General features: G+C 59.5%; 21 protein-coding genes and 1 other RNA gene. 14 read left to right on the top strand and 8 right to left on the bottom strand.

The features are described 5' to 3' along the window. Positions 1 to 120: 120 nt before the first annotated feature. Positions 121 to 441 (bottom strand): YnfA family protein, encoded by a 321-nt coding sequence (locus AAGF34_RS17340; RefSeq protein ID WP_342616958.1) that lies wholly within the window; start codon positions 439 to 441, stop codon positions 121 to 123. Between the two features lie 106 nt (positions 442 to 547). Here AAGF34_RS17340 and AAGF34_RS17335 point away from each other — a divergent pair, with 106 nt between their 5' ends. Then, positions 548 to 718, top strand: a complete 171-nt coding sequence (locus AAGF34_RS17335) for a hypothetical protein (protein ID WP_342616957.1) — start codon at positions 548 to 550, stop codon at positions 716 to 718. Positions 719 to 784: 66 nt separating this feature from the next. On the opposite strand, the gene AAGF34_RS17330 is transcribed toward AAGF34_RS17335, so the two are convergent. From AAGF34_RS17330 to ompA, 6 genes are all read right to left on the bottom strand, one after another. After that, positions 785 to 931 carry a hypothetical protein gene (locus AAGF34_RS17330; RefSeq protein WP_342616956.1) on the bottom strand — a complete coding sequence of 49 codons (147 nt, stop codon included), beginning with the start codon at positions 929 to 931 and terminating at the stop codon, positions 785 to 787. A gap of 127 nt (positions 932 to 1,058) precedes the next feature. After that, entirely contained in the window at positions 1,059 to 2,312 is a 1,254-nt protein-coding gene (locus tag AAGF34_RS17325; protein WP_342616955.1) for an integrase arm-type DNA-binding domain-containing protein, read from the bottom strand. Positions 2,313 to 2,516: 204 nt separating this feature from the next. Next, positions 2,517 to 2,893: a transfer-messenger RNA gene (ssrA, locus tag AAGF34_RS17320) on the bottom strand. Between the two features lie 12 nt (positions 2,894 to 2,905). After that, positions 2,906 to 3,574: a phosphoglycolate phosphatase gene (gph, locus tag AAGF34_RS17315; protein WP_342616954.1), complete on the bottom strand. Its 669-nt coding sequence runs from the start codon at positions 3,572 to 3,574 to the stop codon at positions 2,906 to 2,908. 5 nt (positions 3,575 to 3,579) lie between these two features. Beyond that, positions 3,580 to 4,293, bottom strand: coding sequence for a bifunctional 2-polyprenyl-6-hydroxyphenol methylase/3-demethylubiquinol 3-O-methyltransferase UbiG (gene ubiG, locus AAGF34_RS17310; RefSeq protein ID WP_342616953.1), 714 nt, complete (start codon positions 4,291 to 4,293; stop codon positions 3,580 to 3,582). 71 nt (positions 4,294 to 4,364) lie between these two features. Next, positions 4,365 to 5,021 (bottom strand): outer membrane protein OmpA, encoded by a 657-nt coding sequence (ompA, locus tag AAGF34_RS17305; RefSeq protein WP_342616952.1) that lies wholly within the window; start codon positions 5,019 to 5,021, stop codon positions 4,365 to 4,367. 242 nt (positions 5,022 to 5,263) lie between these two features. Here ompA and gyrA point away from each other — a divergent pair, with 242 nt between their 5' ends. The 13 genes from gyrA (at position 5,264) to crcB (ending at position 19,408) form a co-directional block, all read left to right on the top strand. After that, positions 5,264 to 7,891 carry a DNA gyrase subunit A gene (gyrA, locus tag AAGF34_RS17300; protein ID WP_342616951.1) on the top strand — a complete coding sequence of 876 codons (2,628 nt, stop codon included), beginning with the start codon at positions 5,264 to 5,266 and terminating at the stop codon, positions 7,889 to 7,891. Between the two features lie 14 nt (positions 7,892 to 7,905). Then, positions 7,906 to 9,033, top strand: a complete 1,128-nt coding sequence (gene serC / locus AAGF34_RS17295) for a 3-phosphoserine/phosphohydroxythreonine transaminase (protein WP_342616950.1) — start codon at positions 7,906 to 7,908, stop codon at positions 9,031 to 9,033. Between the two features lie 6 nt (positions 9,034 to 9,039). Then, positions 9,040 to 10,122 carry a prephenate dehydratase gene (gene pheA / locus AAGF34_RS17290; RefSeq protein ID WP_342616949.1) on the top strand — a complete coding sequence of 361 codons (1,083 nt, stop codon included), beginning with the start codon at positions 9,040 to 9,042 and terminating at the stop codon, positions 10,120 to 10,122. A 17-nt stretch (positions 10,123 to 10,139) separates the two neighbouring features. Beyond that, complete coding sequence (locus AAGF34_RS17285; RefSeq protein ID WP_342616948.1) at positions 10,140 to 11,015, top strand: prephenate dehydrogenase/arogenate dehydrogenase family protein; 876 nt, start codon at positions 10,140 to 10,142, stop codon at positions 11,013 to 11,015. Then, a complete protein-coding gene (locus AAGF34_RS17280) occupies positions 11,015 to 13,033 on the top strand; it encodes a bifunctional 3-phosphoshikimate 1-carboxyvinyltransferase/cytidylate kinase (RefSeq protein ID WP_342616947.1) in 2,019 nt (672 codons plus the stop codon). Before AAGF34_RS17285 ends, AAGF34_RS17280 begins: the two co-directional genes overlap by 1 nt. A 121-nt stretch (positions 13,034 to 13,154) precedes the next feature. Continuing rightward, a complete protein-coding gene (gene rpsA, locus AAGF34_RS17275) occupies positions 13,155 to 14,834 on the top strand; it encodes a 30S ribosomal protein S1 (protein WP_342616946.1) in 1,680 nt (559 codons plus the stop codon). An 82-nt stretch (positions 14,835 to 14,916) separates the two neighbouring features. After that, positions 14,917 to 15,240, top strand: coding sequence for an integration host factor subunit beta (locus AAGF34_RS17270; RefSeq protein WP_342616945.1), 324 nt, complete (start codon positions 14,917 to 14,919; stop codon positions 15,238 to 15,240). 39 nt (positions 15,241 to 15,279) lie between these two features. Further along, entirely contained in the window at positions 15,280 to 15,606 is a 327-nt protein-coding gene (locus tag AAGF34_RS17265) for a LapA family protein (protein ID WP_342616944.1), read from the top strand. Then, on the top strand, positions 15,596 to 16,753 hold the full coding sequence (gene lapB / locus AAGF34_RS17260; protein ID WP_342616943.1) for a lipopolysaccharide assembly protein LapB: 1,158 nt from the start codon (positions 15,596 to 15,598) through the stop codon (positions 16,751 to 16,753). Before AAGF34_RS17265 ends, lapB begins: the two co-directional genes overlap by 11 nt. Before the next feature lie 18 nt (positions 16,754 to 16,771). Then, a complete protein-coding gene (gene rfaE1 / locus AAGF34_RS17255; protein WP_342616942.1) occupies positions 16,772 to 17,701 on the top strand; it encodes a D-glycero-beta-D-manno-heptose-7-phosphate kinase in 930 nt (309 codons plus the stop codon). Next, a complete protein-coding gene (gene rfaD, locus AAGF34_RS17250) occupies positions 17,698 to 18,714 on the top strand; it encodes an ADP-glyceromanno-heptose 6-epimerase (RefSeq protein ID WP_342616941.1) in 1,017 nt (338 codons plus the stop codon). Before rfaE1 ends, rfaD begins: the two co-directional genes overlap by 4 nt. Before the next feature lie 5 nt (positions 18,715 to 18,719). After that, complete coding sequence (locus tag AAGF34_RS17245; protein ID WP_342616940.1) at positions 18,720 to 19,010, top strand: helix-hairpin-helix domain-containing protein; 291 nt, start codon at positions 18,720 to 18,722, stop codon at positions 19,008 to 19,010. Continuing rightward, the gene (gene crcB / locus AAGF34_RS17240; RefSeq protein ID WP_342621124.1) at positions 19,010 to 19,408 is read left to right on the top strand and encodes a fluoride efflux transporter CrcB; all 399 of its coding nucleotides are present in this window, start codon (positions 19,010 to 19,012) and stop codon (positions 19,406 to 19,408) included. Before AAGF34_RS17245 ends, crcB begins: the two co-directional genes overlap by 1 nt. Before the next feature lie 55 nt (positions 19,409 to 19,463). On the opposite strand, the gene dxs is transcribed toward crcB, so the two are convergent. Beyond that, positions 19,464 to 21,350 (bottom strand): 1-deoxy-D-xylulose-5-phosphate synthase, encoded by a 1,887-nt coding sequence (gene dxs / locus AAGF34_RS17235; protein ID WP_342616939.1) that lies wholly within the window; start codon positions 21,348 to 21,350, stop codon positions 19,464 to 19,466. Positions 21,351 to 21,360: the final 10 nt, after the last annotated feature.

The following is a 21,360-nucleotide window of genomic DNA, read 5'->3' as shown; positions in this document are numbered from 1 at the left end:
CGATAGAATCTTGGCGTTGCCGGCGTCGGAACACCTTCCGACCCCATACCTTCGGGTGTGATGAAGGCTAGCGGTGGTGGGTCCACCGCGCTGGCAGCCAGATTGCAAACGTGGACGGGTTCAGCGTATCGGCTGGAACATGATGATTCCCATGCCTAGCAAGGCAACAGCTCCACCGACCACATCCCACGCCGTTGGGCGCACTTGGTCCACCGCCCAGAGCCATCCAAGTGCCACACAGATGTAGACGCCACCGTAGGCCGCATACACACGCCCAGCGGCCGTCTCGTGCAAGGTCAGCAACCAGGCAAACAGGGCCAGGCTCGTGGCGCCGGGCAACATGAGCCACACCGACTTCCCCTGCTTGAGCCACAGGTACGGCAGGTAGCATCCAGCAATTTCCGCGAGCGCGGTGGCAATGAATAGCAGCAGGGTTCTCATGCCGCCATTGTGACGATGCTTACGGACAGCTTAAGCTTTACATGCCCGCACTTTCGCAAGGCGAGTTACCTGCCGATAGTGGAGTTTCCACAACCAAGGAAATTTCATGTCCATCTCCCCTGTAAGCGGCCAGACACCTGCAGCACCAGTCGAAAAAGTTGGCACCGACGCCGATGGCGACAACGACGGCGGCAAAAAGGCAACACCTGCAGCCCCCACACCGCAAGTCTCCAAGCCCACCGAGACCATGGGCAACAACGTGAACACCTACGCTTAGACAGCCATTGCTGTAGTGCCCGCCCAGTCTAGTCCGCTGGGTTTGTTGTCAGGGTCCTTGGCGCGATCAATCGTCAACAGAAGCACTTACCAGCACAATTGCAGCGTTGATCTCACTGGTCTCCTGCGCGGCAGGATCCTCGCGTAACTGGTTGATCAAAGTGAGTGCACCGAACAAAGCGATTGCCAAGGTGGAAGCGTAGACGGCCTTCATGGTGCGTACTCCAAAACGATGCAGACAATTTCCGGTGAATACGCAAAGAGCATGCCCATTCAGTGGCTCTACGTCCAATTCGCCCCACCACGTTGCAAACACGGCATCTGACGTCGCACACCATTGCTCAAGATCCCACCGCCCCAGCCTTAATCGGGATCACATCCGCGCCCCTGGCCAGCCTATCCAGGTAGTCAGCCCACTGTTGCACCAGCTCAAACCGTTGTTTCAGATACTGTGTGCGGTTGTAGCTGCGACCATTCGCATCTTTCACGGCGTGGGCCAGGTTCGCCTCGATGGCCAGTGGATCAAGATTCAATTCGTCCACCAGCATGGTGCGCGCGCTCGCCCGAAAACCGTGCCAGGTCTGCTCCTTGCCAAACCCCAGCGCGTACAGGCCGCTGCGCACGGAGTTGTCTGAAATGGGCCGGTCGTGGCTACGTTCGCCGGGGAACACGTACACACCGTGCCCCGTCAATGGCTGGATTGCACGAAGCAACGCAACGGCCTGAGTGGGCAGTGGCACCGTGTGAGCCTCGCCCTGCTCTTTCTCCAGCTTCGTGCGCTTCATCATCATGCTGGGGATGGTCCAGAGGCCTGCGTCCAGATCGAGCTCTGCCCACTCCATCATGCGTAGGTTGCCAGGCCTTTGGTAGAGCATGGGCGCAAGCTGCAAAGCCGTGCGAACGATCGGGCCGCCTTTGTAGGTCTGGATTGCCCGCAACAGCTCCCCAAAACGCTTGGGTTCGACGATTGCCGCAAAGCTGTTGCCGCGGTATGGAGTCAGGCGCTTTTTCAAACCTTCCGTGATGTTGCGCTGCTGCACGTCGGCCGTGGGGAGCCAGTAGTCCCAAACCTGCCTGGCGAGCATCAAAGCCCGGTCTGCCGTCTCCAGGGCTCCCCGGTCTTCGACTTTCTGCAGCACGGCCAGTAGTTCCATCGCGTGAATTTCCACAATCGGCCGCTCACCTATCCACGGGAACAGGTCACGCTCCAACTGCCGGAGCATGCGGTCAGCATGGCTTGGGCTCCATTGAGGCGCCTGTTTGCCATACCACTCCAGTGCGATCGCCTTGAACGTGTCGCCGCCGGTGCGGGTAGCTTTCAGCTTTTCGATCTTGCGAACCTGCACCGGATCGCTGCCGGATGCTTTTTGCAGCTTTGCCGCGTCCCTTGCATTGCGAGCTTCCTTCAGGCTGGTGTCGGGGTAGCTACCCAAGGCCAATTGCTTTTCTTTCCCGCTTGCCCGGTATTTCAGAAACCAGCGCTTCGACCCCGCCGGGCTCACCTGAAGGTACATCCCACCGGAATCGGAAAAGCGGGCCTGTTTCTTGTCAGGCGGGCAAACAGCATTCCTACAGTCGGCATCGGTCAGTGGCATGGGGGTACGGTTCTTGGTGGGGGTATGGCTTTGGGGGTACAGCATCGAAATTCGACTAATTTCGCCTTTTCTCCCCCCGTTTGTACCCCCAACATGGTTTGGCAGTCAATAGCGGTCTTTGGTGCCTACTAGAGCGTAAGTGACTGATTTTCCAAAGAAAAAGGCCGCCAAGCGGTTAATCTTGGCGGCCTTTGTCAGGGGGTATGGTGGAGCTGGGGGGATTTGAACCCCCGTCCGCAAACCTTCTTCGAACAGTTCTACATGTGTAGCCGTCTGATTTGGATCTCGCCCCTCATATCGCGCAGTGGCACGCTATACAAGACGCCAGCAACCTATTTTCTCGACCCGCCCTAAGTTACCCAGAACGGACCCAGCCGAATGAAATTACCCCACAGCCTGGACGGCTTGCGCCGCCCTTGCCCAGCCTATCGGCTTGCTGTTGTGAGGCTCACGTGCAATTAAGCAGCGAGTGCGAAACGTTCGTCGTTTGCAGTTAGTTTGTTTGAATCTGTTTTACGAGCGCATTCAGCTCGACATGCCCTGCTGCGCGTCCGAATCCACGTCGAAACCAGTGCAGCCCCTCAGACCTTATTTTAGGCCGCTTGCAGCCATTGCAAGAGCTCCATTGGAGAATTAATCCGGATATCTGCCCCCCAGGATGCCGTATCAGACTTCTCCCCCAAGTATCCGTAGTCTGCGGCCACAGTCCCCATGCCCGCGGCACGACCGGCCACAATATCCCTTTCATCGTCTCCCACATAGACGCAACGCCCAGGAATCACCCCCAAACGGCGCGCCGCTTCCAGCAAGGGCTCTGGATGAGGTTTGGAGTACGGAGTTGTGTCTCCGCTGATCACCGTACTGGCTGTTGCAAATAAAGGCATTGCGCGCGTCAAGGGATCAGTAAAGCGTGCGGACTTGTTAGTCACCACGCCCCAAAGCAGCCCGCGTCGTCTCAAATCGTCGAGCATGTCGGCAATTCCCTCAAACACATAAGTGCGCTGAGTCATGCAGGCTTCGTAATTGCTGAAGAACTCCTCCCGGAGCGCCTCGAATTCGGCATCCTTTGGTGTCAATCCAAAGGCCACAGACAGCATCCCTCGAGCACCTGCGCCGGCCATGTGGCGATATGCCTCCAGTGGCAAAGATGGCAGACCGCGGCTTACCCGCATCTGATCTGCCGCTGCGCCCAAATCAGGGGCGCTGTCTATCAAAGTGCCGTCCAGATCAAACAGCACGGCGGTCACGTTCTCAAAACGCATGGGGGTTACGCCATTGGCCTTTGCGTGGCGATCAGGTAGTTCACACTGGTATCACTATTGAGCCAGTAGCGCTTGGTCAAAGGGTTGTAAGACATACCCTTTGTGTGGCGCAAATCCAACTCCGCTCCTCGACAATAGGACGCCAACTCGTTGGGACGCACCATTTTTGCGTATTCATGCGTACCTCTGGGCAGCATATTGAGCACATATTCGGCACCCACAATGGCCAGCAGGAAGGATTTTGCACTGCGATTGAGCGTTGAAAAGAAGACCCAGCCGCCCGGCTTCACCAAAGTCGCGCAGGCCTTGACGATAGACGCCGGGTCTGGAACGTGCTCCAACATCTCCATGCAGGTAACCATGTCAAATTGGGCAGGAGCCTCTTCAGCCAGCGCCTCGGCACTTACCTCGCGGTAGCTGACGTTCGGCGTCTGGGCTTCCATGGCATGCAGTTGTGCGACCCTCAATGCCTTGGTAGACAAATCGATGCCCAAAGCCTGCGCCCCTTTACGTGCAAGGGAGTCGGTCAATATGCCGCCGCCGCAACCGACGTCCACTGTCTTCAATCCCTGAACCGGACAAATGCCGTTGATCCATTCCAGGCGCAGGGGGTTGATCTGATGCAAGGGCCGGAATTCACTCTCCCGGTCCCACCAGCGGTGGGCGAGATCCGAGAATTTGGCCAATTCGGCCGGGTCAGCGTTGACGTGTGTGTTCATGCGTGCATTATCCATCGGCCATGAAAAAAGCCCGCCGAAGCGGGCTCTTTCACTAAGTGGACTAAGCCAGATTAGTTGGCACGTGTTCCAACCACTTCGATTTCAACGCGGCGGTTCTTGGCGCGTCCTTCAGAAGTCTTGTTGTCAGCAACGGGGTTCTTCTCGCCCTTGCCTTCGGTGTACACGCGGTTCTTTTCGATGCCCTTGGACACCAGGTAAGCCTTGACAGCTTCAGAACGTGCAACCGACAGCTTCTGGTTGTATGCGTCGGTACCAACAGAGTCGGTGTGACCCACTGCAATGATCACTTCCAGGTTGATGGCCTTGACCTTGCTCACCAGATCGTCCAACTTGGCCTTGCCTTCGGGCTTGAGCACGGACTTGTCAAAGTCGAAGAAAGCTTCAGCAGCGTAAGTGACCTTGGCGGGAGCTGCAACTACGGGAGCAGGTGCTGGTGCAGCAGCCTTGGGAGCTGGCGCGGGAGCAGCTGCCGGAGCGGGTGCAGGTGCAGGAGCGGGAGCTGGTTCGGCAGCCTTGGGAGCAATCGCGCCATCACAATCGGGAGCAGCAGTTGCGGGAGTCCAGCTTCCATCGCGCCAGCATTCACCAGCAGCGTCTTTCCAGACATCGCCAGCGCCGCTTTTCCAGTTATGGATTTCTTGAGCGCCCGCCACGGAAGCAAGTGCTGCGGTAGCGATGACAATTGCCACTTTATTGATTAGTTTCATGACTTTCCTTTGTACTGAGCAAACTGCAGCGGGGCTGCGATTAAATTGAAAACGTCCTGATTGGCTTCCTCAGCCCCAGAGCGTTAGCCACCATTGTGCCACAGTCGCAGCAATTTTCCTAAGCATATGCCCGGGAAACCATATGCAAAAAACACCTTATTACAGGTTGAGGCACCGGGCAAACCACGCCAGAAGGTGGAACGTACAATGTCGGGTTGTCCCAGACATAGCCACAATCCTCCATGACCCAGTTCGCCAAAGAAACCCTGCCCATCAGCCTCGAAGAGGAAATGCGGCGCAGTTACCTAGACTACGCCATGAGCGTGATTGTGGGTCGCGCTTTGCCCGACGCACGGGATGGCCTCAAGCCGGTGCACAGACGTGTGTTGTTTGCCATGCACGAACTCAACAACGACTGGAATAGGGCCTACAAAAAGTCGGCCCGTATCGTCGGTGACGTGATCGGTAAATACCACCCGCACGGCGACCAATCCGTGTATGACACCATTGTGCGGATGGCCCAGGATTTTTCCATGCGCCATATGCTGGTCGATGGCCAGGGCAATTTCGGCTCGGTAGATGGCGACAACGCGGCGGCCATGCGGTACACCGAAATCCGGCTGGCCAAGATCGCACACGAGTTGCTGGCCGATCTGGACAAGGAAACGGTGGACTTCGGGCCGAACTATGACGGTTCAGAAAAAGAGCCGCTGGTGTTGCCGACCCGCATCCCCAACCTGCTGGTCAATGGCTCCGGCGGTATCGCCGTGGGTATGGCCACCAACATCCCGCCCCACAATCTGAATGAAGTCGTTGATGCCTGCCTGCACATGCTTCGCAACCCCGAAGCCAGCATTGATGACTTGATGGACATTATTCCGGCGCCAGACTTCCCAACCGCCGGCATTATTTACGGCATCAATGGGGTCAAGGAAGGCTATCGCACCGGTCGTGGCCGCGTGGTGATGCGAGCCCGTTGCCATTTTGAAGACATTGACAAAGGTCAACGCCAAGCCATCATCGTGGATGAGCTGCCCTACCAGGTCAACAAGAAGACGCTGCAGGAACGTATGGCCGAACTGGTGCACGAAAAGAAGATCGAAGGCATCAGCCACATCCAAGACGAGTCCGACAAATCTGGCATGCGGTTGGTGATCGAGCTCAAGCGCGGTGAAGTGCCGGAAGTTGTGCTGAACAACCTCTATAAACAGACCCAGCTGCAAGACACCTTCGGCATCAACATGGTGGCCCTGGTCAACGGCCAGCCCAAGCTGTGCAATCTGAAAGACCTGATCGAGGTCTTCCTGAATCACCGGCGCGAAGTGGTGACACGCCGCACAGTGTTCAACTTGCGCAAGGCGCGTGAACGCGGACATGTGCTGGAAGGCCTGGCCGTGGCGCTGGCCAACATCGATGAATTCATCCGCATCATCCGCGAATCACCCACACCGCCGGTGGCCAAGGTCGAGTTGATGAACCGCCCTTGGGACAGCCAGTTGGTGCGCGAGATGCTCACCCGCACCCGTGCGGACGGAGGCGTGGTGAATGCCGATGACTACCGGCCAGACGGTCTGGAAAAGCAGTACGGTATGGGCTCCGACGGCCTGTATCGCCTGTCTGACACGCAAGCCCAGGAAATTCTGCAGATGCGTCTGCAACGCCTGACTGGGCTGGAGCAGGACAAGATCGTGGCCGAGTACAAGGAAGTCATGGCCGAGATCGAAGACCTGCTGGACATTCTGGCCAAGCCTGAGCGCGTCTCCACCATCATTGGTGAAGAGCTGGGCCACGTCAAACAGGAATTCGGCCAGACCAAGCTGGGCGCGCGTCGCAGTCTGGTCGAGCACTCCTCTTTTGACCTATCCACCGAAGATCTGATCACCCCCACCGACATGGTGGTGACCATGAGCCACAGTGGCTATATCAAGAGCCAGCCATTGGGCGAATACCGGGCGCAAAAGCGTGGTGGCCGTGGCAAGCAGGCCACCGCCACCAAGGAAGACGATTGGGTCGACCAGCTCTTCGTGGCCAACACCCACGACTACATCCTGTGCTTCTCCAACCGGGGCCGCCTGTACTGGCTCAAGGTCTGGGAAGTTCCGCAGGGATCGCGCGGATCGCGCGGCCGCCCTATCGTCAACATGTTCCCGCTGCAGGACGGTGAAAAGATCACGGTGGTACTTCCGCTTACCGGAGAGAAGCGCAGCTTCCCTGCCGACCAGTATGTGTTCATGGCCACCAGCATGGGCACGGTCAAGAAGACCGCGCTTGATGAATTCAGCAACCCGCGCAAGGCCGGCATCATTGCCGTGGACCTGGACGAAGGTGACTACCTGATTGGTGCGGCACTGACCGACGGCAAGCACGACGTGATGCTGTTCAGCGATGGTGGCAAGGCAGTGCGCTTTGATGAAAACGATGTGCGCCCCATGGGCCGCAATGCCCGTGGCGTGCGCGGCATGATGCTCGAAGACGGCCAGGGCGTGATCGCTATGCTGGTTGCCGAAGACGAAGAGCAAAGCGTTCTGACCGCCACCGAAAACGGTTATGGCAAACGCACCAGCATCACCGAGTACACCCGCCATGGACGCGGCACCAAGGGGATGATTGCCATCCAGCAATCCGAGCGCAACGGCAAGGTCGTTGCAGCCACCTTGGTGCATGTGGATGACGAGATCATGCTCATCACCGACAAGGGCGTGCTGGTTCGTACCCGCGTCGCAGAAATCCGTGAACTGGGTCGCGCGACTCAGGGTGTCACTCTTATTGGTCTGGACGAAGGCTCCAAGCTGAGCGGTCTGCAGCGCATCGTGGAAAACGATGCCCAGGCGGCAGATGCGGACGAGGGCCCTGCAGACGAAACCGCATAACAGAGGCGGGACGAATGCAACGCCCATACAACTTTTCCGCCGGACCTGCGACCCTGCCGCAGGAAGTCCTGACCCAGGCCGCTGACGAGATGCTCAACTGGCCGGATGCCAGCGGCAAGCGCTGCGGCATGGGCGTGATGGAAATGAGCCACCGTGGCAAGGAATTCATTTCCATCTACACGCAGGCGGAGGCCGATCTGCGTGAGCTGCTTGCGGTGCCAGCCAACTTCCAAATTCTGTTCATGCAAGGCGGCGGACTGGCCGAAAACGCCATCGTCCCGCTGAACCTCAGCACTCTGAGGTCAGGCGCTTCGCAAACCGGCGGTGCCGACTTTGTGCTGACCGGCAGCTGGAGCGAGAAGTCTTTTACGGAAGCTGGCAAGTACTGCAACGCACACATTGCCGCAAGTGGCAAGTCTGAAGGCTTTACCCACATCCCGGCACCACAGACCTGGGAGCTCAGCGAGAGCGCCAGCTATGTGCACATCTGCTCCAACGAGACTATCAACGGTATCGAATTCCATACGCTGCCCGATCTGAAAGCGCTGGGCTCCAAGGCCGAATTGGTCATCGACTTCTCCTCCCATGTCGCTTCGCGCGGCGTGGACTGGAGCCGCGTGGGATTGGCTTTTGGCGGCGCCCAGAAGAATCTGGGCCCGGCGGGACTGACATTGGTGGTGGTACGTGAAGATCTGCTGGGCCATGCAATGGCCATCTGCCCCAGCGCGTTCAACTACCAGACCGTCGCCAAGAACCAGTCGATGTACAACACGCCGCCTACCTACGCCATCTACATGGCGGGGCTGATTTTCCAATGGCTCAAACGCCAGGGTGGTGTGGTGGCCATGGAAGCAGCCAACAAGGCCAAGGCAGAGTTGTTGTACCGCACCATTGATGCGTCTGGACTGTATTTCAATAGGGTGCAGAAGGAATGCCGCTCACATATGAACGTGCCTTTCTTCTTGCGCGACGAGTCGTTGAACGAGGCCTTTCTCATCGGCGCCAAGGACGCTGGCCTGCTCCAGCTCAAGGGGCACAAGTCAGTTGGCGGCATGCGCGCCAGCATCTACAACGCCATGCCGCTCGAAGGTGTGCAGGCGCTGGTTTCCTATATGCAAGAGTTTGAACGGACCCACGGTTAGAGCACTATGGCCAAAACGCTTTCCGAATTGCGCGTCCTGATCGACGCTGTAGACCAGGAGCTGTTAGCAGCCCTCAACCGCCGCGCCTCCTTGGCCAACGAAGTGGGTGAAATCAAGCGCGCCGAAGGTTCTGCCGTCTTCCGTCCTGAGCGCGAAGCCCAGGTCATCCATGGTGTGCAGAGTGCCAACAAGGGCCCCATCAAGGACTCCAGTCTGGCGCTGATCTGGCGCGAAATCATGTCTGCCTGCCGCGCGCTGGAAGCACCCCAGCGCGTGGCCTACCTGGGCCCCAAGGGCACGTATAGCGAAGAAGCAGCCCTGCGCTTCTTTGGCTCCAGCATCCAGCACGTGCCCTGTGCCAATTTTGACGAAGTGTTCCATGCTGCGTCCTCGGGCGCAGCGGAGTTCGGCGTCATCCCGGTGGAGAACAGTACCGAAGGCGTGGTGACGCGCTCGCTTGATCTGCTGCTGAACTCACCGCTGCACATCGTCGGCGAAATCAGCCTGCTGGTGCGTCACCATTTGCTGCGCACCCAGGCTTCGCTGGAGAACATCGAAGTCGTGCTGGCCCATCCGCAGGCCCTGGCGCAGTGCCAGCAGTGGCTCAGCACGCACCTGCCCAATGCCGAGCGCAGGGCCGTATCCAGCAATGCTGAAGGCGCGCGCCTGGCAGCCGCCAACCCGGCCTGGGCCGCCATTGCCAGTGAGCGTGCCGGAGCCGAGTTCGGTCTGCACACGGCAGCACAAGCCATTCAGGACGAGGCCTTCAACCGTACACGTTTTGTCATGGTCTGCCTGCCTGCCGTCATGCCGGCACCCGAGGCCTCCGGCAAGGACTGCACCAGCCTGGTTGTGTCTGTGCCCAACCGTCCCGGTGCGGTGCACGACATGCTGGTGCCGCTCAAGGAGCATGGCGTATCCATGACCCGCTTTGAATCCCGCCCGGCCCGCTCCGGCCAGTGGGAGTACTTTTTCTACATTGATCTGCAAGGCCATCCGTCCGAGCCCAATGTCGCTGCCGCCTTGCAGGACCTGCGTGGTATTTGTGCTTTCTACAAAGTGCTGGGCACCTACCCACTTGCCGACTAGCCGACACAGGAACGCACATGTTTGAACAGCTTGGATTGATCGGATGCGGCCTGATGGGCGGATCTTTCGCCCTGGCGCTGAAGAATGCCGGGTTGGTCAAACGCGTGGTGGGATACAGCAAATCGCCCAGCACCACCGAGCGCGCCCGCAAGATGGGCATCATCGATATCGAAGCGCCCTCTGCGCTGCTGGCAGTCTCTGGAGCAGACATTGTCTTGATTGCCGTGCCGGTGGCAGCCACAGAAGCCAGCTTCAAGGCCATCAAGCACTTGGTCACGCCCGACATGCTGATCATGGACGTGGGATCGACCAAACGCGATGTGGTGGATGCCGCCCGGCGCGCCCTGCGTGAGCACGTGGATTTGTTTGTGCCAGCCCATCCGATTGCAGGCAAGGAAGTTTCCGGTGTGGAACACTCCGATCCCGACCTGTACGTCGGCAAGCAGGTCATCCTCACTCCCACTGAACGCACTGCGGCGCCGCAGCTGCAAAAGGCCATCGAGGTCTGGAGCCGCCTGGGTTGCAACGTGCAGACCATGTCACCGGAGCAACACGACGCTGCCTTCGCGTCAGTCAGCCACCTGCCGCATCTGATTGCCTTTGCGCTCATGAACGCCATATCCGGCCAACCCCAAGGCAAGGAATACCTGTCCCTGGCCGGCCCCGGCTTTCGGGACTTCACCCGCATTGCGGCCAGCGAGCCCAAAGTCTGGCGCGACATCTTGCTGTCCAACCGGGAAGAGTTGCTGGCGCAAAGCCAGCTTTTTCAACGCAGCCTGCAGGCGCTGGAAGCCATGATTTCCAGCAGCGATGCCCAAGGTCTGGAAAGTCTGATTGAACAGGCCAGCCTGACCCGCGCCCAATGGAGCATGAACTCCAGAAACAAATCCTGATGTTTTCCACCGCCTTTCTCGACCTCCCCCCGCTACGCGGAGCTTCCGGCACCGTCACCCTGCCCGGCTCCAAGAGCATCTCCAACCGGGTGTTGCTACTGGCCGCCCTGTGCGAGGGCAAGACCGCCATCCACGATCTGCTGGACAGTGACGACACCCGCGTGATGCTGGTGGCACTCCGGACACTGGGGTGCCAGATCAACCAAAGCGGCAGCACGGTGGAGATCGCCGGTTTGGGCGGCAAGCTGCTCAATGCCCAAGCCAAGCTGTTCCTGGGCAACGCCGGCACAGCAATGCGCCCGCTCACGGCGGCTTTGGCTGTACTGGGTGGCGACTTTGAACTGGGTGGCATTCCGCGCATGCATGAGCGCCCCATTGGTGATCTGGTGGATGCACTGCGTCAACTTGGATGCCACATCGATTACCTGGGTCAGGATGGCTTTCCGCCGCTTCACATCGGCCAGCCCACTCTGTGTCTGGATCAGCCCATTCGGGTACGCGGCGATGTATCCAGCCAGTTCCTGACGGCGCTGCTGATGGCGCTGCCCCTGGTGGCGCAAAAAGACATCGTCATCGAGGTCTTAGGTGAACTGATCTCGCGGCCCTACATCGAGATCACGCTTAACCTGTTGTCCCAATTCGGTGTACAGGTGCAGCGCGATGGTTGGCAGCGCTTCACTATTCCGGCTGGCTGCAAGTTGCGCTCACCCGGTGACCTGCACGTGGAAGCAGACGCGTCCAGCGCCAGCTATTTCATCGCCCTTGGCGCCATAGCCTCGGGTGCGCCGGGCAACAACGGCATTCGCGTGCAAGGTGTGGGTGCCGACTCCATTCAAGGTGACATCCGCTTCATGGAAGCCGCCCAGAAGATGGGTGCACTGATTGAAAGCGGCCCCAACTGGCTGAATATCCGCCGCGGTTCCTGGCCTCTGAAGGCCATTGACCTGGATTGCAACCACATCCCGGATGCCGCCATGACACTGGCGGTCATGGCCTTGTACGCCCGAGGCACCACCACTCTGCGCAATATCGCCAGCTGGCGCGTCAAGGAAACGGATCGCATCGCGGCCATGGCAACCGAGTTGCGCAAGTTGGGGGCCACGGTGGAAGAAGGTTCCGACTTCATCCGCGTGACACCGCCAGCAGATGCAGGTCATTGGAAGGCCGGAACCATTCACACCTATGACGACCACCGCGTTGCCATGTGTTTTTCACTGGCCGCCTTCAACCCGGCCGGATTGCCCGTACGCATTGAAGACCCCAAGTGTGTGGCCAAGACCTTTCCCGACTACTTCGAAACGCTGTTTTCCGTGGCGCACGCAGACACGCAGCGCATCCCCGTGCTGTGCATGGATGGCCCGACCGCTTCCGGCAAAGGAACCCTGGCAGCAGAGCTGGCGCGAATCCTGGGTTACCACTTCCTGGACTCCGGCTCCCTCTACCGCATCACCGGACTGGTTGCGATGCGCGCTGGAATTTCGTTGGAAGTCGCCAACCAGGAGCGCATTGCAGCCATCGTGCGCGCCCTGCCTATCCGCTTTGAGGGCAGCCGCATCCTGCTGCAATCCTCTGACGGCAGCGAAGACGTGAGCGATGCCATCCGTACCGAAGAAGCGGGCATGAATGCGTCCAAGGTCTCCGCTTTTCCCATGGTGCGAGAGGCCCTGGTCGACTTCCAGCGTAATTTCCGCAAGTTGCCCGGCCTGGTTGCCGATGGGCGCGACATGGGAACCGTCATTTTCCCGACTGCCCCGCTCAAGGTGTTTCTCACCGCCAGCGCCGCATGCCGCGCGGAACGCAGATATAAGCAGTTGATTTCAAAGGGAATTTCAGCTACACTGCAAGACCTTCGTGCCGACTTGGAAGCGCGCGATGCGCGGGACACAACCCGCAGCGTTGCACCTTTGAAGCCGGCTGAGGATGCCAAGCTGCTCGACAACTCGGATCTGACGGTCGGAAAATCCGTCGAAATCGTGTTGGAGTGGTGGCAAGGCAAGCAGCCTTTCAGGTCCGCCTGAAGGGTTGAACCGGAAAAGCAAAGGCTCACGCCTTTGCGTGGCCCCCAAGGCTCACCTCGCGCGGCAGCGCACTGGCCAAGGGGATCGATAACTTAACCCCGTGGTGCAAACCACAAACTACATGTCTGAATCTTTCGCAGCCCTATTTGAAGAATCCCTGCAACGCTCCGAGATGCGTACAGGTGAAGTGATCACCGCTGAAGTCGTTCGTATCGAGCACAGCTTCGTCGTTGTCAACGCCGGACTCAAGTCCGAAGCCTACGTGCCAATCGAAGAGTTCAAGAGTGACAAGGGCGAAATCGAAGTCCAGGTTGGCGACTTCGTGTCCGTGGCCATCGACTCCGTTGAAAACGGCTATGGCGACACCATCCTCTCCCGCGACAAGGCCAAGCGTCTGGCTTCCTGGATGAGCCTGGAAAAGGCCCTGGAATCCGGCGAATTCGTCACCGGCACCACCTCTGGCAAGGTCAAGGGCGGCCTGACCGTTCTGGTCAATGGCATCCGCGCTTTCCTGCCCGGCTCCCTCGTCGACACACGTCCTACTAAGGATCTGTCTCCGTACGAAAACAAGACCATGGAATTCAAGGTCATCAAGCTGGATCGCAAGCGCAACAACGTGGTGCTGAGCCGCCGCGCTGTGGTGGAAGCATCCATGGGCGAAGAGCGCGCCAAGCTGATGCACACCCTGAAAGAAGGTTCTGTGGTGCAAGGCGTGGTCAAGAACATCACCGAATACGGTGCGTTCGTGGACCTGGGCGGCATCGACGGCCTGCTGCACATCACTGACATGGCATGGCGCCGTGTCCGTCACCCCTCTGAAGTGGTGCAAGCCGGTCAGGAAATCACCGCCAAGATCCTCAAGTTCGATACCGAAAAGAACCGCGTGTCCCTGGGCCTCAAGCAAATGGGCGACGATCCCTGGATGGGCGTCAACCGCCGCTACCCCCAAGGTACCCGCATGTTCGGCAAGATCACCAACATCGCCGACTACGGCGCGTTTGTGGAACTCGAACCCGGTATCGAAGGTCTGGTGCACGTGTCCGAAATGGACTGGACCAACAAGAACGTTGCGCCTTCCAAGATCGTTGCCCTGGGTGACGAAGTCGAAGTCATGGTTCTGGAAATCGACGAAGACAAGCGTCGCATCTCCCTGGGCATGAAGCAATGCAAGGCCAACCCCTGGCAAGAATTTGCCCAGAACACCAAGCGCGGCGACCGCGTCAAGGGCCCGATCAAGTCGATCACCGACTTCGGCGTGTTCGTGGGTCTGGCTGCCGGTATCGACGGCCTGGTGCACCTGTCCGACCTGTCCTGGAACGAGCCCGGCGAAACCGCCGTGCGCGAATACAAGAAGGGCCAGGAAGTGGAAGCTCTGGTGCTGGCCGTGGACGTGGACCGCGAACGCATCTCCCTGGGCATCAAGCAACTCGACTCCGATCCTTTCACCACCTTCGTGTCGATCAATGACAAGGGCCAGACCGTTACCGGTAAGGTCAAGACCGTTGACGCCAAGGGCGCTGAGATCGACCTGGGTGACGACATCATCGGTTACCTGCGCGCCTCCGAAATCAGCCGCGACCGCGTGGAAGACGCTCGCAACGTGCTGAAGGAAGGCGACGAAGTGACCGCTGTGGTGGTGAATGTGGATCGCAAGACCCGCAACATCCAGTTGTCCATCAAGGCTAAGGACATGGCTGACCAGAACGAAGCCATGCAATCCCTGAGCCAACAGTCGGCTCGCGAAAATGCTGGTACGACCAGCCTGGGCGCTTTGCTGCGCGCCAAGCTGGACAATAACTAATCTTTAGCTGTTGACCGATTGAACGGCCGGTGCGGTATTTGCACCGGTCGTTTTTTCTTACCCCTACCTATTGCACCCACAGATGACCCGCTCCGACCTCGTTGAAGAACTGGCCAATCGTTTCGGTCAACTGACCCACCGCGACGCCGAGTTTGCTGTCAAGGCCATTCTGGACGCCATGAACGACGCGCTGGTACGTGGACACCGCATAGAAATCCGTGGCTTTGGCAGCTTCTCCATCAACCGCCGCCCTCCCCGCATCGGACGCAATCCGCGCAGCGGCGAAAGTGTGGCCATTCCTGAAAAGCGGGTGCCGCATTTCAAACCCGGCAAGGCTCTGCGTGAGGCAGTGGACCAACGCACCGCCGAAATGGAACTGGTGCTGGAAACCAGGCGCAAGGCTTGACCCCCGGCTAGTAGAATCACCTCAGCCCCGAGGAGATCAATGAAACCAATTGCATGGCTCTTTAAGTGGACACTTAAAGCAGCCATTTTTTTTACCCTGTTCGCATTCGCACTCAATAACCAGGGCGACGTGACGGTGCGCTTCTTCTTCGGACAGAAGTGGACCGCGCCCATGGTGCTCGTCGTCTTGGGCGCTTTCGCGCTCGGTGTGCTGATCGGGGTACTGGGCATGGCTCCGCGCTGGTGGCGCCAGCACCGCAGCACCCAGGCCGTCGTACAACCGCCTGCCGAAGCGCCGGCAAAGAAGCCTGTTGCAGCAGCCTCCGCAGTCTCGGACTACAGCGACTCGAACCTCCATGGAGTTTGATTTCAGCTTGCTGCTGCTGGCATTACCAGTAGTGTTTCTGTTAGGGTGGCTGGCCTCTCGCCTGGATCTGCGCCAGTTGCGCCTGGAAAGCCACCAGGCGCCAAAGGCCTATTTCAAGGGTCTGAATTTTCTGCTCAATGAGCAGCAGGACCAGGCCATTGACGCCTTCATCGAGGCGGTACAAAGTGATCCGGACACCTCCGAATTGCACTTCGCGTTGGGCAACCTGTTTCGCCGCCGCGGCGAGTACGAGCGCGCGGTGCGTGTGCACCAGCATCTGCTATCGCGCGGCGACTTGGTTGCAGACGACCGCCACCGCGCCCAGCACGCGCTGGCCCTGGATTACCTCAAGGCCGGCCTGCTCGATCGGGCCGAAGAGGCCTTGCTCAAGCTCGAGGGCACGCGATTTGAGGCCCAGGCACGACTGGCTCTGCTGGCCAATTACGAGCGCTCTCGCGACTGGGAGCATGCTGCAGGCATTGCCAGCAAGCTCGAAGCGGCAGGTCAAGGCAGTTTTGCCGGCCGACAGGCGCATTACCTATGCGAACAGGCAGCTGCACGGGTAACGGGACAGCAGCCCGCCGAGGCCATGTCCTTGCTGCGCCAGGCCATGGAAACCGCGCCCCAGGCGCCCCGTCCGCGCATGGATCTGGCCACCCTGCAACGCGCTCAGGGAAACCACGAAGCCGCCCTGGCCACGCTGACCGAGGCCATGCTGCAATCACCGGCTGCAACGCCCCTGATCGCGCCCCTGTTGGCAGACGCAGCCATTGCCGCGCACGCCATTGCTCCGGCGCTGGCACTGCTCAAGACACGTTACGAACAAAGCGCCTGCATCGACGTGCTGGATGCCATCGTCAACCTGGAGGCGGCCAATGGTGACAACGCGGTCACCGCGCGCCAGTGGTACGCACGTCACCTCGAAAAAGAGCCCTCGCTGGTGGCCGCAGCCAAGTGGATTGCTGGCGAAAAGCTGGAGCACGAACAGTTTCACCCCCAGGTGCAGCGCGCGCTGGACCATGCCGTCAAACCCCTTACCCGCTATCGCTGTGCGGCCTGCGGCTTTGAAGCCAAACGGCACTTCTGGCAATGCCCGGGATGCCAGGCGTGGGACAGCTATCCGGCTTTGCGAGTGGAAGAACTTTAGACAAGACTGGCGTCGTTGATGACCATTACAAAAGAACAAATTGCCAAGGCCCGCGTACTCGTGGTGGGCGACGTGATGCTGGACCGCTATTGGTACGGTGCGGTGGACCGCATCAGCCCTGAGGCACCGGTGCCCGTGGTGCGCGTCACCCGCGAAGAGGAGCGCGCCGGCGGTGCCGCCAACGTGGCCTACAACGCCGTGAGTCTGGGCGCGCATGCCAGCCTGTTGACTGTGGTCGGTGACGATGACGCCAGTCACCACCTGGAAGACCTGGTCGCCAACACCGGCATCGAAACCTATTTCGGCCGCGATGCCGACCTCAAGACCACCGTCAAGCTCCGCGTCATCGGCAGGCAGCAGCAGCTCATCCGCCTGGACTTCGAGAACACGCCCAAGAATGAAATCCTGGCCGGGCAAACCGCGACCTTTGAAAACATATTGCCTGCGCACAACGCCGTCCTGTTCTCCGACTACGGCAAGGGTGGTCTGGCCCATGTGGTGGACATGATTTCGCGCGCCCGCGCCTTGGGCAAGCCGATACTGGTAGATCCCAAGGGCAGCGACTATGCGCGCTACCAGAACGCCACGGTCATCACGCCCAACCGTGCCGAGCTGCAGCAGGTCATCGGGCATTGGACTGACGAAGCCGATCTACGCACCAAGGCACATAATCTGCGCACACAACTGCATCTGGATGCCGTCTTGCTCACGCGCAGCGAAGAAGGCATGACCCTGTTTGATGCCAACGGCGAACTCCACGTGAGCGCACAGGCCCGCGAAGTGTTCGACGTCACAGGTGCCGGTGACACCGTCATCGCCACCATGGCCGTGCTGGTGGGCGCTGGCATGAGCCTGCGCGAAGCCATGCCCCTGGCCAACCGTGCCGGTGGTATCGTGGTGGGCAAATTTGGAACGGCTACCGTGTCTTACGAGGAACTATTTGCATGACCCGCATCGTTGTAACCGGAGCTGCCGGGTTCATTGGCAGCAACATCATCAAAGGTCTGAATGCACGCGGCATCGACGACGTCATTGCCGTGGACGACCTCACCCAGGGCGACAAGTTCCGCAACATTGCCGACCTGAAAATCTCCGACTATGTGGACACCGATGACTTCTACAGCGCCTACGCCGGTGGACATTTCGGCCAGGTGGAAGCCGTCTTCCACGAAGGGGCCTGTAGTGACACCATGGAGCAGGATGGCAAGTACATGATGGGTAACAACTACACCCTGTCATGGAACCTGTTCCAGGCCTGCCAGAAGCGCGGCGCCCGGCTGCTGTATGCCTCGTCCGCCGCCACCTACGGCGGCTCCGACACCTTCCGCGAAGACCCCGCCTTTGAAGCGCCGCTGAACGTGTATGGCTACTCCAAGTTGCTGTTTGACCAGCGCATGCGCCGCGAATGCGGTGTGCATTTTGAGCGCACCAAGGCGGGCCGCACGCACCAGGTGGTGGGTTTTCGCTACTTCAACGTCTACGGTCCGCGGGAGCAGCACAAGGCACGCATGGCCAGTGTGGCCTTTCACCAGTTCAACCAGTTCAAGGCCGAGGGACGGGTCAAGCTGTTTGGGGAATACGGCGGCTATGCGCCTGGTGGCCAGATGCGCGACTTCGTCTTCATCGATGACGTGGTGGCGGTCAACCTCTGGTTCTTTGACCATCCCGAGCAATGTGGCATCTTCAATCTGGGCTCTGGCCGCGCACAACCTTTCAACGACGTGGCCAGCTCCGTGGTCAACACCCTGCGCGCCAGCCGTGGTGAAAGTGCGTTGTCGCTGGAGGCCATGGTGCAGCAGGGGTTGCTGGAATACATCGCCTTTCCCGATGCGCTGCGCGGCAAATACCAGTGCTACACCCAGGCTGACCTGAGCGCACTGCGCGCCACCGGCTGCGACCACCAGTTTGTGAATGTGCAGACCGGCGTGGCCAAATACGTGGAATGGCTGTCCCGGAGCTGAGACCCATGTTGAAGTACTTGATGGCCTGCTGGTGCTGTGCGCTGTGCGTATCGGCCATGGCGGTAGAGATCAACAGCGCCAATGAGGCTGAACTCGACAGCGTGAAAGGCCTGGGCCCCAGCAGCACCGCCCGCATTCTGAAAGCGCGCGAGGCGGGTCCGTTCAAAGACTGGGCCGACCTGATGAAACGCGTCAAAGGCATTAAACCCGCCAGTGCCGAGAAGCTGTCTGCCGGAGGCCTCACCGTCAACCAGCAGCCCTATGACTCCAACGGTGCAGAAAGCAAGACGCCATGATGCCTTCCATACTTGCCATATGCGTGGGCGCCAGCCTGGGCGCGCTGGCCCGTTGGCAATTGAGCCTGCTGTTCCTGCCGACATCCATGACCATTCCCGGCACCGTCATCCCGCTGGGCACATTGGCGGCCAATTTGATTGGTGGCTATCTGGTGGGCGTGTGTGTGGCTATTTTTCAGGCACTACCCCAACTGGATCCAGTATGGCGTCTGCTGCTGATCACCGGCTTTCTGGGCGGGCTGACCACCTTCTCCAGCTTCTCTGCGGAAGTGGTTCTCATGTTGATGCAGCAACGTTTCGTGCTGGCAATCGGCACCGTGTGCGTGCACTTGCTGGGCTCTCTCATGCTCACGGTACTTGGGATCAAAACGGTTTCCCTGTTCTTGCCAACGCACTGAAGCGTCAGCATGCTCCATAGGTGACGCCTACGCAGGGTGCACCTACCAGTTAGGTTCAGGCTGCCAGCGCAGCAACCGGCAGCAAATGGCCAAAGCGGGCACGAATGGATGCCTCGATTCCTGCAGCGTCCAGCCCTTGCAAGGCCAGTAGCTTGGCTGGATCCCCGTGTTCGATGAAGCGGTCTTCCAGTCCCAGCTGCAGCACCGGCAGCACGAGATTTGCCGCCTGCAAGGCCTCCAGCACCGCGCTACCGGCACCGCCCATCAGCGCGCCTTCTTCGACGGTCACCAGCGCCTGGTGAGACTGGGCCACGGAAACCAGCAACTCCACATCCAAGGGCTTGACCCAACGCATGTTCACCACCGTGATGCCCAGAGCTTCGGCCACCTTGAGTGCCGGGTACAACAATGTACCAAAGGCCAGGATGGCAATCTTCTGGCCCTGCTTGCGCACAACCCCCATGCCCAGCGCAAGCCCCTCAAGCGAAGGCTGCACAGCCACACCGGCACCAGATCCGCGCGGATAGCGCACCGCCACGGGGTGGTTCTGTGCATAAGCCGTATTGAGCAGCTGGCGGCACTCGTTCTCGTCGGCCGGACAGGCAATGCTCATGTTGGGGATGCAGCGCATGAAAGCGATGTCATAGGCGCCGGCGTGGGTGGCGCCATCCGCTCCGACCAATCCCGCACGGTCGAGCGCAAACACCACGGGCAGGTTCTGGATTGCCACGTCGTGAATCAGTTGGTCGTATGCGCGTTGCAAAAAGGTGGAGTAGATCGCCACCACGGGCTTGAGCCCTTCCGTAGCCAGACCTGCGGCAAAGGTCACAGCGTGTTGTTCCGCAATGCCCACATCGAAGTAGCGTTTGGGAAAGCGCTTCTCAAATTCCACCATGCCGGAGCCCTCGCGCATGGCGGGCGTGATGCCCACCAGTCGATCATCGGCCGCGGCCACATCACATAACCACTGGCCGAAAACCTGGGTAAAGGTCATGGGCGCAGGTACTGTGGCCTTGACCAGGCCCACTGCAGGATCGAACTTTCCAGGACCGTGGTAGGCCACGGGATCGGCCTCGGCCAGCTTGTAGCCCTGGCCCTTCTTGGTCACCACGTGGAGGAACTGCGGGCCCTTGAGGTGCTTGATGTTTTCCAGCGTGGGAATCAGCGAATCCAAGTCATGCCCGTCTATGGGGCCTATGTAGTTAAAGCCGAATTTCTCGAACAGGGTGGCTGGCACCACCATGCCCTTGGCATGCTCTTCAAAGCGCTTGGCCAATTCGAACAGGGGAGGCGCGCCCTTGAGCACAGTCTTGCCCACACTCTTGGCTGCCGCATAGAACTGGCCGCTAAGCAATTGCGCCAGATAGCGGTTCAAGGCCCCGACCGGCGGGCTGATGCTCATGTCGTTGTCGTTGAGGATGACCAGCAAATTGCAGTCCGCAACGCCACCGTTGTTCAATGCTTCAAAGGCCATGCCTGCGGTCATGGCACCGTCGCCAATGATGGCAATGGCGCGCCGGTCCTCGCCCTTGATCTTTGCAGCCAGCGCCATACCCAGTGCCGCCGATATGGATGTGCTGGAATGCGCCGTTCCGAAGGTATCGAACTCGCTCTCGGAGCGCTGCGGGAAGCCACTTAAGCCTCCCAACTGGCGCAGCGTGGGCATGCGATCACGCCGCCCAGTGAGAATCTTGTGCGGATAGGTCTGATGCCCCACATCCCACACCACACGGTCGTGCGGTGTGTTGAACACATAGTGCAAGGCAACCGTCAACTCCACCGTGCCCAGGTTGGAACTCAGGTGTCCGCCCGTGGTAGCCACACTGTTGAGCAAGAACTCCCGCAACTCTTCAGCCAGTGTGTGCAGCTCTGCCCGTGGCAACTTGCGCAGTTCAGCCGGATCGTTGATGGTCTCAAGCAGGGGATAGGATGGGTTCGGCATGTGATTTCTT

Origin of the sequence: Rhodoferax sp. GW822-FHT02A01 (assembly GCF_038784515.1) — a bacterium.
Taxonomy (GTDB): domain Bacteria; phylum Pseudomonadota; class Gammaproteobacteria; order Burkholderiales; family Burkholderiaceae_C; genus Allorhodoferax.
The sequence above is the reverse complement of the archived record's forward strand: the minus strand, read 5'-3'. Positions and strand labels throughout refer to the sequence as shown.

Excerpts from the sequence above, each read along its gene's own strand:
- AAGF34_RS17245 (WP_342616940.1), top strand. The coding sequence starts at position 18,720 with ATGTTGAAGTACTTGATGGCCTGCTGGTGCTGTGCGCTGTGCGTATCG.
- AAGF34_RS17270 (WP_342616945.1), top strand. The coding sequence starts at position 14,917 with ATGACCCGCTCCGACCTCGTTGAAGAACTGGCCAATCGTTTCGGTCAA.
- rfaE1 (WP_342616942.1), top strand. The coding sequence starts at position 16,772 with ATGACCATTACAAAAGAACAAATTGCCAAGGCCCGCGTACTCGTGGTG.
- ompA (WP_342616952.1), bottom strand. The coding sequence starts at position 5,021 with ATGAAACTAATCAATAAAGTGGCAATTGTCATCGCTACCGCAGCACTT.
- rpsA (WP_342616946.1), top strand. The coding sequence starts at position 13,155 with ATGTCTGAATCTTTCGCAGCCCTATTTGAAGAATCCCTGCAACGCTCC.
- gyrA (WP_342616951.1), top strand. The coding sequence starts at position 5,264 with ATGACCCAGTTCGCCAAAGAAACCCTGCCCATCAGCCTCGAAGAGGAA.
- AAGF34_RS17330 (WP_342616956.1), bottom strand. The coding sequence starts at position 931 with ATGAAGGCCGTCTACGCTTCCACCTTGGCAATCGCTTTGTTCGGTGCA.
- dxs (WP_342616939.1), bottom strand. The coding sequence starts at position 21,350 with ATGCCGAACCCATCCTATCCCCTGCTTGAGACCATCAACGATCCGGCT.
- serC (WP_342616950.1), top strand. The coding sequence starts at position 7,906 with ATGCAACGCCCATACAACTTTTCCGCCGGACCTGCGACCCTGCCGCAG.
- ubiG (WP_342616953.1), bottom strand. The coding sequence starts at position 4,293 with ATGAACACACACGTCAACGCTGACCCGGCCGAATTGGCCAAATTCTCG.
- AAGF34_RS17265 (WP_342616944.1), top strand. The coding sequence starts at position 15,280 with ATGAAACCAATTGCATGGCTCTTTAAGTGGACACTTAAAGCAGCCATT.
- gph (WP_342616954.1), bottom strand. The coding sequence starts at position 3,574 with ATGCGTTTTGAGAACGTGACCGCCGTGCTGTTTGATCTGGACGGCACT.
- crcB (WP_342621124.1), top strand. The coding sequence starts at position 19,010 with ATGCCTTCCATACTTGCCATATGCGTGGGCGCCAGCCTGGGCGCGCTG.
- lapB (WP_342616943.1), top strand. The coding sequence starts at position 15,596 with ATGGAGTTTGATTTCAGCTTGCTGCTGCTGGCATTACCAGTAGTGTTT.
- pheA (WP_342616949.1), top strand. The coding sequence starts at position 9,040 with ATGGCCAAAACGCTTTCCGAATTGCGCGTCCTGATCGACGCTGTAGAC.
- AAGF34_RS17335 (WP_342616957.1), top strand. The coding sequence starts at position 548 with ATGTCCATCTCCCCTGTAAGCGGCCAGACACCTGCAGCACCAGTCGAA.
- rfaD (WP_342616941.1), top strand. The coding sequence starts at position 17,698 with ATGACCCGCATCGTTGTAACCGGAGCTGCCGGGTTCATTGGCAGCAAC.
- AAGF34_RS17340 (WP_342616958.1), bottom strand. The coding sequence starts at position 441 with ATGAGAACCCTGCTGCTATTCATTGCCACCGCGCTCGCGGAAATTGCT.
- AAGF34_RS17285 (WP_342616948.1), top strand. The coding sequence starts at position 10,140 with ATGTTTGAACAGCTTGGATTGATCGGATGCGGCCTGATGGGCGGATCT.
- AAGF34_RS17325 (WP_342616955.1), bottom strand. The coding sequence starts at position 2,312 with ATGCCACTGACCGATGCCGACTGTAGGAATGCTGTTTGCCCGCCTGAC.
- AAGF34_RS17280 (WP_342616947.1), top strand. The coding sequence starts at position 11,015 with ATGTTTTCCACCGCCTTTCTCGACCTCCCCCCGCTACGCGGAGCTTCC.